14 protein-coding genes are annotated in these 13713 nt (G+C 46.6%); 9 read left to right on the forward strand and 5 right to left on the reverse strand.

What is annotated here, in order from left to right; genetic code table 11:
- Positions 1-49 precede the first annotated feature (49 nt).
- The 3 genes from Q0N89_RS00950 to Q0N89_RS00960 all read left to right on the forward strand — a co-directional run bounded on the left by Q0N89_RS00950 (position 50) and on the right by Q0N89_RS00960 (position 2365).
- Positions 50-742 carry a c-type cytochrome gene (locus Q0N89_RS00950; RefSeq protein ID WP_294032942.1) on the forward strand — a complete coding sequence of 231 codons (693 nt, stop codon included), beginning with the start codon at positions 50-52 and terminating at the stop codon, positions 740-742.
- Positions 743-941: 199 nt separating this feature from the next.
- On the forward strand, positions 942-2024 hold the full coding sequence (locus tag Q0N89_RS00955; RefSeq protein WP_294032943.1) for a hypothetical protein: 1083 nt from the start codon (positions 942-944) through the stop codon (positions 2022-2024).
- The gene (locus Q0N89_RS00960; RefSeq protein ID WP_294032944.1) at positions 2012-2365 is read left to right on the forward strand and encodes an RnfH family protein; all 354 of its coding nucleotides are present in this window, start codon (positions 2012-2014) and stop codon (positions 2363-2365) included. Before Q0N89_RS00955 ends, Q0N89_RS00960 begins: the two co-directional genes overlap by 13 nt.
- 38 nt (positions 2366-2403) lie before the next feature.
- On the opposite strand, the gene Q0N89_RS00965 is transcribed toward Q0N89_RS00960, so the two are convergent.
- Positions 2404-2790, reverse strand: coding sequence for an outer membrane protein assembly factor BamE (locus Q0N89_RS00965; RefSeq protein ID WP_294032945.1), 387 nt, complete (start codon positions 2788-2790; stop codon positions 2404-2406).
- Between the two features lie 241 nt (positions 2791-3031).
- On the opposite strand from Q0N89_RS00965, the gene fur reads away from it, so the two are divergent.
- On the forward strand, positions 3032-3466 hold the full coding sequence (gene fur / locus Q0N89_RS00970; protein ID WP_294032946.1) for a ferric iron uptake transcriptional regulator: 435 nt from the start codon (positions 3032-3034) through the stop codon (positions 3464-3466).
- 159 nt (positions 3467-3625) lie between these two features.
- Here fur and Q0N89_RS00975 read toward each other — a convergent pair whose 3' ends face one another.
- Positions 3626-4663, reverse strand: coding sequence for a type IV pilus twitching motility protein PilT (locus Q0N89_RS00975; protein ID WP_294032947.1), 1038 nt, complete (start codon positions 4661-4663; stop codon positions 3626-3628).
- 116 nt (positions 4664-4779) lie between these two features.
- Here Q0N89_RS00975 and Q0N89_RS00980 point away from each other — a divergent pair, with 116 nt between their 5' ends.
- Positions 4780-5487: a YggS family pyridoxal phosphate-dependent enzyme gene (locus tag Q0N89_RS00980; RefSeq protein ID WP_294032948.1), complete on the forward strand. Its 708-nt coding sequence runs from the start codon at positions 4780-4782 to the stop codon at positions 5485-5487.
- A 54-nt stretch (positions 5488-5541) separates the two neighbouring features.
- Positions 5542-6768 carry an NnrS family protein gene (locus Q0N89_RS00985; RefSeq protein ID WP_294032949.1) on the forward strand — a complete coding sequence of 409 codons (1227 nt, stop codon included), beginning with the start codon at positions 5542-5544 and terminating at the stop codon, positions 6766-6768.
- Positions 6769-6831: 63 nt separating this feature from the next.
- Here Q0N89_RS00985 and Q0N89_RS00990 read toward each other — a convergent pair whose 3' ends face one another.
- The 3 genes from Q0N89_RS00990 to queE are packed head-to-tail and all read right to left on the reverse strand — an operon-like array spanning position 6832 to position 9170.
- A complete protein-coding gene (locus tag Q0N89_RS00990) occupies positions 6832-7464 on the reverse strand; it encodes a trimeric intracellular cation channel family protein (RefSeq protein ID WP_294032950.1) in 633 nt (210 codons plus the stop codon).
- Positions 7465-8427, reverse strand: a complete 963-nt coding sequence (locus Q0N89_RS00995) for a multidrug resistance efflux transporter family protein (protein ID WP_294032951.1) — start codon at positions 8425-8427, stop codon at positions 7465-7467.
- Positions 8428-8447: 20 nt separating this feature from the next.
- Positions 8448-9170, reverse strand: coding sequence for a 7-carboxy-7-deazaguanine synthase QueE (gene queE / locus Q0N89_RS01000; protein WP_294032952.1), 723 nt, complete (start codon positions 9168-9170; stop codon positions 8448-8450).
- Between the two features lie 300 nt (positions 9171-9470).
- Here queE and Q0N89_RS01005 point away from each other — a divergent pair, with 300 nt between their 5' ends.
- The 3 genes from Q0N89_RS01005 to Q0N89_RS01015 all read left to right on the forward strand — a co-directional run bounded on the left by Q0N89_RS01005 (position 9471) and on the right by Q0N89_RS01015 (position 13681).
- On the forward strand, positions 9471-10832 hold the full coding sequence (locus Q0N89_RS01005) for a diaminobutyrate--2-oxoglutarate transaminase (protein WP_294032953.1): 1362 nt from the start codon (positions 9471-9473) through the stop codon (positions 10830-10832).
- A gap of 126 nt (positions 10833-10958) precedes the next feature.
- A complete protein-coding gene (locus tag Q0N89_RS01010) occupies positions 10959-12506 on the forward strand; it encodes a type I restriction-modification system subunit M (protein WP_294032954.1) in 1548 nt (515 codons plus the stop codon).
- A gap of 2 nt (positions 12507-12508) precedes the next feature.
- A complete protein-coding gene (locus Q0N89_RS01015; RefSeq protein WP_294032955.1) occupies positions 12509-13681 on the forward strand; it encodes a restriction endonuclease subunit S in 1173 nt (390 codons plus the stop codon).
- Positions 13682-13713 lie beyond the last annotated feature (32 nt).

Consider the following 13713-nt stretch of genomic DNA (forward strand, 5'->3'; position numbering starts at 1 on the left):
TCGCTATACATATACCCAAGACTTAGCCAAGTTAGTAGGAAATTGTCATATGAAACCTGCAAAAAAAGCAACTTTAGCCAAAATCGCCCTAGCTTCAGGGATTGGTCTTGCTAGCCTAAGTGCCAGCGCTTCTTATCCTGTGCCTGCCTATGACATCGCAGCAGGTAAAGTCATTGTTGATGTGAACTGTGCCGCTTGCCATGGTGCGAACGGTGTCAGCCCATCGCCAATGCAGCCAAACCTTGGCGGTCAAAACATCAAATATCTATATAAGCAATTGGTGGATTTTAAGACCAAAGCACGCCGTAATGGTGTGATGGAGGCGCAGCTGGTTGGCCTAACTCAGCAAGATCTTGCTAATGTCGCAGGCTACTATGCCAATCAAGCGCCTTGGACACCAGGCTATGGTAACAAGGCAACTTATGCTGCAGCAACTAAGCTATATCTAGGCGGTGATAAGACTCGTGGCGTGATTCCATGTGCAGGCTGTCATGATCCAAAAGGTGCAGGTAATGCCTTTGCCGCATTCCCACGCCTAGGCGGTCAGCATGCGACTTATTTGGCAACTCAGCTAAAACTATTCCGTGCTGCAGGTCGTCAAGATGAAGTGGCTACCGATATGGAAGTGCGTACCAATGACTCAGTCAAAAAAGGCGAGCCAGGTATGATGCAAATCGTCGCATCGAAGCTGTCTGATCGTGACATCAAGATTCTATCAGAATTCTTGACAGCGGTTCACTAATCGTAAGCTGAATGCAAAAAAGCCCCGTTTGGGGTTTTTTTATTGATGGCAGGGCGGTAAAACGGTCTTGGCAGGCTTGGTGTAAGCCAAGATTGATGGGGTTTAAATTGATAGGGCTTAAGATGGCAGTATGAACAATTGCACATCTTGACCAAATTTAATGCTAAAATAGCACAAACTTTTACTCATGGTGAAAACTATGCTACATCGTTATATGGTCTTTTTTGTGGCGAGCAGTTTGCCACTGTTGTTTGTTGGTCAAATCGCCCCAAACATGGCCAGAGAGTTGGACTTTTGGGTGCTGTGGTTCATTGCCATGGTGGTTGTCGGTCTGCCTGTGCTATTTGCTGAATTTGCGTTGTCGGCTCGCTCGGGGCAGACACCTTGGCAAGGGATGCAAAAGCTGACCCGTGAAGCGGATGCCAGCCTTGTTTGGCGTGGCTTTGCGGTGCTGTCTGTGTTGGTGGCGATTTTGATTGCATCAAGCATCAGTGCTCGTATCGCTACAGGTGCGATGTCGCAGTTTAGTGAGATGAGTCGTACTATTGGCGTACCAAGCTTTGGTGTGGCGGCGGGCGTGTCGGTGGTGGCACTGATTTTAAGCTTGCTCAAGGCTCGTCTGCTACCCGTGGGGATGTTACTTGTCATTGCAGGCTCGATGATTGCCCTGTTTGACAGCTCGGTGAGCGTGCCTGTGATGACGGATGTTAGCCTTGGTGAATGGGCAAAGGCGGTGGTGCTAGCACTGCTGTGCGTTGGCGTGGGTAGCGGTCTGTACTGGTTTGGCGGGATGAGTATTGCACCGCATCTGATGCAGGCCAAAAAATCTTTGACAGGCTTTATTGTACCTATTTGGCTTACTCAGCTGATTTTTGGGGCGTTTGCACTGCTTGCCGGTAATGCTTTGGTGACTTTGCCATCGTTTATTGTGACAAGTCTGGGTATGCTGTTGATTGCATCATTTATGCTGTATTACGCAGGGATGCAGTTGATGGCACGCTTTGGTATGGTGCTTGGCTTGGTGGCGACTTTGGTGCTGACTTTGGCTTTGAGCGTTGCGCCTGTGCAGGCGTTATTGATGGCGCTGATTGCGCTAAGCCTAGTGGCGGTGCTGCTGCTGTCGGTGTTTTCAGGCTTTGTGATGAAAATTAGTCATCTAAGAAAGGCGCTGAATTTCAATAGTGAGATGCGTTATAACCTGTGGCGTGTGCTGGTGCGTATCATTGTGCCGATTGCCATTGTGGTAGCAGTGGTGGGATTGGTGCTTGAATGGCTACAATGATTGAGATTGCCATCAGCCATGTGAGTGCTGATGGCAAGCAGTATTATCAAGAGCTGTCAGTGCCTGTAGGCACAACTGTCATGCAAGCGATCGGTATGAGCGACTGCGACACGCAAGATACGCTTGCATGGTTTGGCGCATGGTGCGATGAACATCAAGCCGATGAGCCCAATCATAAGGCATGGTATGTCGGCATCTATAGTCAAAAAGTGCGCCTAGATACCATGCTGACAGATGGTGATCGGGTAGAGATTTATCGAGCTTTGACCATCGATCCGATGGCAAAACGCAAATCCAAATCCAAAGTTACGCTCAAAAAACTTGGCTATAAACCGCTATAAAAAATCCGCTCTAGGGCGGACTTTTTATACATATCAAATCAATGACGAGTCGCAGGCAGGCTGTCTTTGCCATCAATACGCACGACACGACCTTGATTATCAAAATAAATGCTTAGATATTGGCTGGCATCTTTGACATTCGGTTTTTTCTTTCTTTTGCCATCAGTGCCTGCGGTGTAGTCATACAGATAGTCCCAGCGGTTTGGCGCAAGCGTATCACGCATCGATGGTGAGCCAAGTAGATACAGGACTTGGTTGGCGTTCATGCCGATTTGTACCTTATCCGCCTGTGCTTGAGATAATGGCGTACCTTGTGGCAAATCAATGGTATAAACACGAAACACATTACAGCCTGTCAAAGCAAGCATCGCCACCAATCCGATGCTGGCAAATTTTAAAAGCGTTGATTTTTTTGTGGTTTGCATGGTTGCTCCCATGGATAAACGGTTAATCAGACCATATTAAACATAACGCATCGATTATGCAAGTAAATTTGGCAAGTTTGGGCGTTGATTTTACATTTTTATAAGACTTATCCATGATTTGGTAAAACTCATCGTGATGTTTTGCTCGCAGTTACGATTTAAAGGTGCAACATTGCGTTTTTTGTGGTAAATTATGGCTTATCTATACATTGTTATATTTTGAGATTTTTAAGGGTTGATTATGGCTTTTACAAATAAAGATTTGCGCAAAGCAGGACTGAAGGTAACGCTACCACGCATCAAAATTCTTGAACTGCTTGAAAATGCCGAACACCACCACATGAGCGCCGAAGATGTCTATCGTGCCTTGGCGGAGCAGGGCGAAGATGTGGGTTTGGCGACGGTGTATCGTGTGCTGACCCAGTTTGAGCAAGCAGGTATCGTTGAGCGTCATAATTTTGAGAATAATTTATCGGTATTTGAAATCGTCCAAGATGAGCATCATGACCATTTGGTGTGTGATGTTTGTGGCAAGATTGTTGAGTTTCATAACGAAATCATTGAAGCTGAACAGTTTAAAGTGGCTGAAGAGCACGGCTTTAAGCTATCAGGTCATTCGCTGGTGCTGTATGGTGTGTGCGACAGTAGCGAATGCCAAAAAACCGCCGAAAGTTAAGCAGTTTAAGCAACAGCTAATCGGTGGCTGATAAGCTAAATCAGTCAAATTGGTAAATAAAAAGCCTTTATCAAAGCTTGGCAGTGCGTTCATTGCCAAGCTTTTTATTTATCCAACCAAGCCAAATTGTCAAAACAAAGCTAGATTGTTAAAAAAGCATCAAAACAAAGCGCTGTCGCTTGCGTGCTCACGAGCGGTATCGATGCTGATTTTGCCTTGTGCGAGTAGGGCTTTGAGCGATTGATCAAGGCTAATCATGCCGTGTGCTTGCGAAGTTTGGATCACTGATTGTAGCTGTGATGGTTTATTTTCACGAATCAAATTGGCAACCGCAGGCGTGCGTGTCAAAATCTCAAATGCAGGCATACGACCGCCACCTGTGGCAGGTAGTAGTCGCTGAGCGATGACAGCGGTGAGCGAGTCGGCAAGCATGGTGCGAATCAGTGATTTTTCGGCGGCATCAAAGACATCGACAATGCGATCGATGCTTTTGACGGCGCTGGTGGTATGTAGTGTGGCAAGCACCAAATGCCCTGTCTCTGCTGCGGTGAGTGCTAGACGAATGGTCGTCAAATCACGCATTTCACCCACCAAAATCACATCAGGATCTTCACGCAGGCTCGCTCGCAATGCTTGCTCAAAGCTGTGCGTATCTCGTCCGACTTGACGCTGAGTGATGAGCGATGCGCCGGATGTATGGATAAACTCAATCGGGTCTTCGATGGTGATGATGTGCGCTTGGCGAGTGTGATTGATGTGGTTTATGATGGCGGACAGCGTGGTTGATTTGCCCGAGCCTGTCGCCCCTGTGACAAGCACAAGCCCTGTATGCTGATTGGCAATCGGCGTGATGAGCGGCGCAATCCCAAGCGCATCAAGGCTTGGCACGGATGATGGAATGACACGAAACACCGCCCCTGCACCCATTTGCCCAAAAAACGCATTCACCCGAAAGCGAGCCGTAGCCGTCTGTATGCCAAAATCCAGCTCTTTTTGGCTTTGCCAAGTCTGATACTCATCAGTACTCATCACCGAGCGCATCATCTCAAGTACCGTCTGATGGCTGAGCGTGGGTAGCTGAAGTGGCATCATCTGCCCATCAATACGAGCCATCACCGGCTGATGTGCTGATAGGTGCAAATCGGATGCGCCTTTTGCGTGTGCAAAGCTAAGTAGGTCGGTCAAATTCGGTGTCATTTTATTATCGCTAAAATTAGATGTGCTTATTAAAGCAAAACTTGGCAAAATACACAAGCCATCAGCAAATTATGCTACAATATTTATCATAAAAACAGCCAAACGATAGGTGCGCTATGTCATCACAAGATGTTCAAAATTATGATAAAAATGAATTACTTAATAATTATCAAGCTGTCAAATCTGCACTAGATACTGCCAATAGGCTTGCCAATCGTACAGACAGCCCCTGTGGATTGATTGCGGTGTCCAAGACCAAGCCTGCTGCTATGATTGCTGATTTGGTGGCGATTGGGCAGCAGGATTTTGGCGAGAATTACTTACAAGAAGCACTTGGCAAAATCGATACGCTCAAAGATTTGCCCATCACTTGGCATTATATCGGCAGTATTCAGCGCAACAAAACTCGTGATATCGCCAAATATTTTGATTGGGTGCATACCATCGAGCGAGATGTCATCGCCAAGCGACTGAATGAACAGCGAGCAGGATTGCCACCCTTGAATGTGCTTATCCAAGTCAATATCGATGATGAAGACAGCAAGTCTGGCTGTCTGCCTGATGAGTTGCCGTCACTTATCCGTGCGATGATGGATTATGAGAATTTACACCTGCGTGGACTGATGGTCATTCCTGATAAGGCAGGCAGTGATGCCTTTGTCCGTACTAAGGCGTTATTTGATGCGATGGCAGAGCAGTTTGAGCTACCACACTGGGACAGTCTAAGTATGGGGATGAGCCATGATATGACGGATGCGGTGGCGCAGGGGGCGACGATGGTGCGTGTCGGCACGGCGATTTTTGGTGCACGAGATTATAGCTAGCGTAGGGAGAAAGCTTGTCATCATAATCATTAAACATACAAATAAGGTTAAGTCATGCTAATTAATATTGCCAAACCACAAAAATCCCCACATCCTGTGCTAAATCTCGGCTTTCGGATATTTTTTCTAAGTGCATCCATCTTTGCCATCATCACAATGGTGGCGTGGCATTTATTACTCATTGAGCAGGTGCAGTTTTTGGCGGTGCTAAACCCTATCTTTTGGCATGGACATGAGATGCTGTTCGGTTATGGCTGTGCGGTGATTGCTGGGTTTTTATTGACAGCGGTCAAGGCATGGACGAGTGTGCCGATGCCTGTGGGCTGGCGATTGTTTGGGATTTTGGTGCCGTGGTTTATCGCACGAGTGTTGTGGCTTAGTGCAGGCATTATAGGTAGTGATGTGGGGCTTGTGATGGCTTGGCTATGCGATGTGCTGTTTTGGGTGCTGACGACTTTTGTGGTGACTCGTGCGGTGTGGCTGGCTCGCCAAAAACGCCAAGCAGGTATCGTTGCCAAGCTTGTGTTACTGCTACTGTGTCAGCTTGGCTTTGGCGTTGGCATGGCGAGTAATGAGCAGGCGTGGATGAGTGTGTCGCTGTATGTTGCTCTGTTTCTCATCGTCGGCGTGGTGCTGACGATTGGCCGTCGGGTGTTGCCGTTTTTTATCGAAAAAGGTGTGATGGTCGGCAAAGATGGCAAGCCTACAGGCGAGCAGGTGGCACTGCCCAATGCGCTTTGGCGAGATAGAATTAGCCTAATCAGCTTTATCGGTGTGGCGGTCGGTACTTTGCTATCACTGCCTGTGCTTTTGACGGTGAGTGCGCTTGTGTGCGCAGGGGTCAATGCGTGGCGATTGATTGGTTGGTATCATCGGGGTATTTGGCAAAAGCCGCTCTTGTGGTCGCTGTATCTGTCGTTTTGGGGCTTGGTGGTGTCACTACTGCTACTTGCATGGCTACCATGGACGACATACAGTCTAAGCCTTGCTGTGCATTCGCTGGCGCTGACTGCCATCGGTATGACGACGGTGGCGATGATGGCTCGGGTAAGTCTTGGACATACAGGGCGTAATATCCATGCGCCGCCTAAGCTGACTTCGATGATGTTTGGACTGATGATACTGTGTGTGCCGGTGCGTGTGTTTTTGCCGATGATGGTGGATGATTATTTGCAGGTGCTCAGCTACTCGCAACTACTGTGGGTGATGTGCTTTGTGCTGTTTGTGATTGGCTTTGGGCGGATGCTCGTGCAGCCAAGAGTGGATGGTATCGCAGGGTGATGGATTAAGCAACAAGCCATTTTGTAGAAAATGGCTTTTTTGTGGCGATTAAAAATAAACCCGTTACCGTCTCAACTGTATCGATGGCAAATGCCAATCAAACTTCACCGCCAACATTCGTATGCCAAAGATGGTCATCAACGCCACCGTCTCACGCATCCAGTCAGCGACACCAAAGTGCAGCAATATCAGATACAGCACCGAGCCTGCGATGCTTGCCGAGATGTAGATTTCTTTTTGGAGTACTAGGGGAATTTCGTTACAAATCATGTCACGCATGATACCCCCTGCGATGCTTGTCATCACCGCCATTAGGATGGCAATAATCGGATGTGCATCAAAGGATAATGCCACCGTCAGCCCAATCACGCTAAATGCCGCCAAGCCAATCGCATCAAATAACTTGAGCATCCCATCAATCCGCTGATGACGATGAAAGAACATCTGCCCTAGGATGGATGTTAGCGTAATCACCACGACATAACTCAGATCCGTCATCCAAAACAGCGGATGGCGATCCAGCATCACATCTCGGAGCGTCCCGCCACCGATGGCATTAACCATCGACACCAAGATACAGCCGAATAGATCAAATCGCTTGTACAAAGCAAGCGTCGTCCCAGCGATGGCACAGGCGATGATGCCGACCATGTCAAGTAGATAGATCATTTGTTCAGGGCTAAACGGTAAATTCATCTAACTTTGTATCCGACAAAATAACACAATCCCAACGCTCACCATCACAATGCCAATCCAGCTCATCACTGACGGCATCGGCGTACCAAGCAGTAGCACACCACCAATCAGCGAAAAAATCACTTCGGTGGCTTGAGTGGCATCCACCCCTGCGATTTGACCACTGTTGCTTGCCTTGGAGCGGGCGAACAAAAACAGCGATGTAGCGATGACACCGGCAAATAAGGCGACTAACAGCGAATTGAACGCCTGCGACACGCCAAGCATCGGTGGCTGTACGATGAGTCCAAGCACGAGCCAAAACGGTAGCGAGCCAACGGACAATAGCCATACTTTATGTAAAGGGCTAGCCATCAGCTCGCTTGTCAAATGTGGCACTTTAGATAATAGCGGATGCGTCGATGGCGGACGAGTAGCGTACCATACCAGCTGATTGCCAATCGGGAAACAAAATCCCGCCACCAAGCAAGGCAACGCACCAAGCAGTAGCAAGGTTGTCAGCGAACCTGTCGTACCACCGTGCAGGCCTTCGCCGATATTGGTCAGCACCACCCCTGTAAAGATGAGCACGCTGGTGGCGATCACTTGCTTGGTCAGTCGCTCGCCAAATAGTGCAAGCACGATCAGGCTTGCTACTGTGGTGAACTGAAAAGTCGCCGCAATCACCCAACCGGGCGCATGATCCGCCCCAAAGCACAGCGGCGCATAAAACATCCCAAAGCCGATACCACCTGCGATGCACCAAAATTTATAATGCTCGCTAAACAATCGATACAGACCGACAAGCGTGCCCACACCACTTTTGATGGCAATCATCACAGACAGCAGTAGCCACATAAACACATAGCGCAAGGATGCCGACCAGAACCAATGACCGCCTTGACTTGCCATCAGCTCATTAAGCACAAAAGTCGCACTAAAAAATGCACCTGCTATCACACCGATAAAAATCAGCTTAACCATCTGACATCCTTGTTTGCTGATTATTTACCTTTGGCGTCTGCCCAGATGATTTTGTGTAGCTGAAGCTGAAACCGCACCGGCAAGCCATCAGCCAGTATCCATTCGGCAAGGTCGGTAGCAAGGCTTGGCACATCGCCTTTGTGGGCATCTTGGATATTAAACATCGGTGAGAACCACACCGTGCCGACTTTTTTATCAAGCTTATAAGTATGCAGCTTATCCACCGCCCAATCATAGTCTGCACGGTCTGCGATGACGATTTTGATTTGGTCGTGGTGTGTGAGATAATCCAAATTTTCCCACAGATTTTTGTCCGCTTCACCTGATGAGGGGGTCTTTAAATCCATCACCTTTGAGACGGCGACAGGGACATCTTTGACGGATAATGCACCTGCTGTCTCAAGCGAGATTTCATAACCCAAGCTTAATAATCTGTCCATCAAAGCAATGGCATTGGGCTGTGCCAATGGCTCGCCGCCCGTCACGCAGACACGCTTGCACGGATATTGGCTGATATGCTCAATAATCTCATCCAAGCTAAACCGCTCGCCACCGGTGAACGAATAAGTGGTATCGCAATAAGTGCAGCGTAGCGGACAGCCTGTCAGCCGTATAAAAATCGTCGGCAATCCCGATGCCAATGCTTCACCTTGGAGCGAATAAAAAATCTCGGTGAGCTTAAGCCCAGCTTGTGGGTCGGTGGTGGGGATTTTGGTGTTGCGAAGTGGGTCGGTGCTGTGCATTGTGGTTGTGTGTCAATTAAATTGGCTATTGTAACGAAATTGCCATAAAATTTCTATAAAATCATCCATATCAAGATTTAAAAAGCGTAAGCAAATATGGCAATGGCAAAAACGATGCTCGGTTACAAAAAAGTTTGGCAATTTGGCAAAAAAAGCTTTTATTTTTTAAAAAAAGGCGTATCATGCGCTTGTTTGTTTTTGCGATAAAAACAAGCATACACTCAAGTCACTGACTTGGTCATTTTCACCCATAAGTCATAGGAAAAGATAACCACGACTTAAACTTGTTAAGGCTGTTTTATGAATGCAACACCTGTAAAACCAATCATTGATGCGACCAATGAATACTACCTAACTCGTCAAAACGAGATGGAGTCCAATGTCCGCAGTTACCCACGCAAACTGCCATTGGCAATCGCCAAAGCGCAAGGTTGCTGGATTACCGATGTCGAGGGCAATGAGTACCTTGACTGCTTAGCTGGCGCAGGCACACTTGCTCTAGGGCATAACCATCCTGCCACGATTAACGCCATCAAAGATGTATTGGAAAGCGGGTTGCCATTGCATACCCTTGACATCACAACGCCGATTAAAGATGCGTTTACCGAGAAGTTGTTGTCATTTTTCCCACAAGACTTTGTCCTACAGTTCTGCGGTCCAACCGGTGCTGACGGCACAGAAGCTGCGATTAAACTTGCCAAGACTTATACAGGTCGTGATAATGTCATCGCCTTTAGCGGTGGCTATCATGGCATGACGCATGGCTCGCTTGCCATGACAGGCAACCTATCTGCCAAAGAAAAAGTCGGCAATCTGATGGCAGGCGTGCAGTTCATGCCATATCCACACGAATACCGTTGCCCATTGGGTCTAGGCGGTGAAGCAGGCGTGGATGCCTTGACTTATTATTTTGAGAATTTCATCGAAGATGTCGAAAGCGGTGTGGTCAAGCCTGCTGCGGTCATCCTAGAGGCCATCCAGGGTGAGGGTGGTGTCGTCCCAGCCCCTGCCAAATGGCTACAAAAAATCCGTGAAGTCACTGCCAAGCATGACATCGTGCTTATCCTAGATGAAGTCCAAGCAGGTTTTGCGCGCTCGGGCAAGATGTTCGCCTTTGAACACGCAGGCATCACCCCTGATGTGGTGGTGATGAGTAAGGCAGTGGGTGGCGGTCTGCCACTGTGCGTCCTTGCGATTAATAAGAAATTTGACGCATGGGCACCAGCAGGCCATACAGGCACATTCCGTGGCAATCAGCTAGCGATGGCGGCAGGCTACAATGTCCTAGAAGAAATCACCAAAAACAACCTAGCTGAGAACTCACGCATCCAAGGCGAGTTCTTACGCAGTGAATTAAAGAAAATCGCCGAAGAATATCCATGCATCGGCCATGTGCGTGGTCGTGGTCTGATGACAGGTATCGAAATCGTCGATGAGCGTAAGCCTGCCGACCACATGGGTTCATATCCTGCTGACGGCGAGCTTGCCGCTGCTATCCAAAAAGCCTGCTTTGATAATAAGCTACTACTTGAGCGTGGCGGTCGTGGCGGTACAGTAGTGCGTCTGCTTTGCCCAATCACCATCACCGCTGATGAGTGCAACGAGGTTATCGCACGCTTCAAAAAAGCCGTCGGCGAAGCATTGCAGGCGGTGCGTGGCTGATTCATCTGATTAAATCAAAGCACTGAACAAATAAGGCTTGGCATCTGATGCTAAGCCTTATTTTTATGATTTTTTATGCTACAATGATATTATTTAATCTATTGAAATGTATCTAAGGAATCTATCATGACAAATATGCAACAACGCGCCGAACTTCACCGCCGTATCTGGCAAATCGCCAACGATGTCCGTGGCTCTGTGGATGGTTGGGATTTTAAGCAATATGTCTTGGGGGCGTTATTTTATCGCTTTATCAGTGAGAATTTTGCCGATTATATTGAAGCAGGGGATGACAGCGTTGATTATGCAAGCTTTGATGATGCCAATCCTATCTTGGACGCCATCAAAGATGACACGATCAAGGCCAAAGGATTTTTTATTTATCCAAGCCAGTTATTTGTTAATGTCGCCAAAACCGCCCACACCAATCCAGATCTGAACACCGATTTGGCAAATATCTTTATGGCTATCGAATCATCTGCCAGTGGCTATGCATCCGAAGATGACATCAAGGGTTTGTTCGCTGACTTTGATACCACCAGTAACCGCTTGGGTAATACCGTGGCGGATAAAAACAAGCGATTGACAGCGGTGCTAAAAGGCGTGGCTGAACTGGATTTTGGGGATTTTAGTGACAACCAAATCGATCTATTTGGTGATGCTTATGAGTTTTTGATTTCCAATTATGCTGCCAATGCCGGCAAATCAGGCGGTGAGTTCTTCACGCCGCAGCATGTCTCCAAGCTGATTGCCAAATTGGCACTGTACGGCAAAAACAAGGTCAATAAAATCTATGACCCTGCTTGTGGATCGGGTTCGCTACTACTACAAGCCAAAAAGCAGTTCGATGAGCATATCATCGAAGAAGGATTCTTTGGGCAAGAGATTAACCATACGACTTATAACCTAGCTCGTATGAATATGTTTTTGCACAATATCAATTATGATAAATTTCATATTGAGCTGGGTGATACACTGCTAAATCCACAGCTTCAAAACGATAAGCCATTCGACGCCATCGTCTCCAATCCCCCATATTCGGTGAAATGGATTGGTTCTGATGATCCCGTGCTGATTAATGATGAGCGTTTTGCGCCAGCTGGGGTGTTGGCGCCGAAGTCCAAGGCGGATTTTGCGTTTATCCTACATGCGCTCAATTATTTGTCTGCCAAAGGGCGTGCGGCGATCGTCTCATTCCCGGGGATTTTTTATCGGGGTGGGGCAGAAGCCAAGATTCGTCAGTATCTGGTGGATAATAACTATGTCGAGACGGTGATTGCGCTTGCACCGAATTTGTTCTTTGGGACATCGATTGCGGTGAATATTTTGGTGCTTAATAAGGGCAAGACCAATGATAACCGTGTTCAGTTTATCGATGCCAGTGAGTTATTCAAAAAAGAAACCAATAACAACATCTTAACCGATGAGCATATCGATACCATCATGACTCTATTCGCTGATAAAGTCGATGTCGCCCATCAAGTGGCGATGGTAGATTATGATGCCATTAAGGCCAATGATTATAATCTGGCGGTCTCAAGCTATGTCGAAGCCAAAGACACTCGTGAAGTGATCGATATCAGCGTGCTCAATAGCGAAATCAAAACCACCGTCGCCAAGATCGATACGCTACGCCGTCAGATTGATGAAATTATTGAACAGATTGAGGCATAACTATGCAACCATTTTTACAACAGTTATTAGCAGGGCAGACGGTGGAATGGAAGCCGTTGGGAGATTTAGCTGTTATAAAAACAGGTCAGGCTGTAAGTAAGCAGATGATTTCTGATAATAGTGGACAATACCCAGTTATCAATAGCGGCAGAGAGCCTTTAGGATTTATTGACACATGGAATACAGACAATGACCCGATAGGAATTACAACTCGTGGAGCGGGTGTAGGGTCAATTACATGGCAAGAGGGTAGATATTATCGAGGCAATTTAAACTATTCTGTCACCATTAAAGATAATTTACAATTAAATGTAAGATATTTATATCATGTACTTTTGCAATTTCAGCATGAAATTCATGCATTATGTAGCTTTTCAGGAATTCCTGCATTAAATGCAAGTGAATTAAAAAAATTATACATCCCAATCCCGCCCCTATCCGTACAAACTAAAATTGCCCAAATTTTGGACACATTTACCGCTATCACCGCTGAGCTCACCGCTGAGCTTAACATAAGAAATCAACAATATCAATACTATAGAGATAAATTATTATCTGTTGATGAATTGGCAAAAGTTGGGTTTGAGTGGAAGACTTTGGGAGAAATTTGTCATTATGTTGATTATCGTGGAAAAACTCCCAATAAGGCGGAGAGTGGAATATATTTAGTTACGGCAAAAAATATTAAAAAAGGATTTATTGATTACGAAGCATCCAAAGAGTATGTTCTTGAAAGTGAATATCAAGAAGTTATGAGAAGAGGTTTGCCAAAACTAGGAGATGTTTTAATTACAACAGAAGCCCCTTGTGGTCATGTTGCTCAAGTGGATAGAGAGGATATAGCGCTAGCGCAAAGAGTGATTAAATATTGCTCAAAGAATCCCAATGTTTTAAGTAATGATTTTTTAAAATTTGTTCTATTGGGTAAGTATTTCCAAAATGAACTAAGTAAATATGCCACTGGTGGAACAGTTAAAGGAATCAAGGGGAGTGTATTGCACAAAATCGAAATCCCAATCCCACCCCTATCCGAACAAGTCCGAATTGTCGCTATTTTGGATAAATTTGAAACGCTGACCCAGCCCATCACCGAAGGCTTGCCCCGTGAGATTGAACTGCGCCAAAAGCAGTATGCGTATTATCGGGAGAGGTTGTTGGGGTTTTCAAGGATTTAAGATGAGGTTCCTAAAAAACAACTGATAAACAC

The sequence above is a fragment of the uncultured Moraxella sp. genome, assembly GCF_945873075.1.
In the GTDB taxonomy this organism is placed as follows: Bacteria; Pseudomonadota; Gammaproteobacteria; order Pseudomonadales; family Moraxellaceae; genus Moraxella.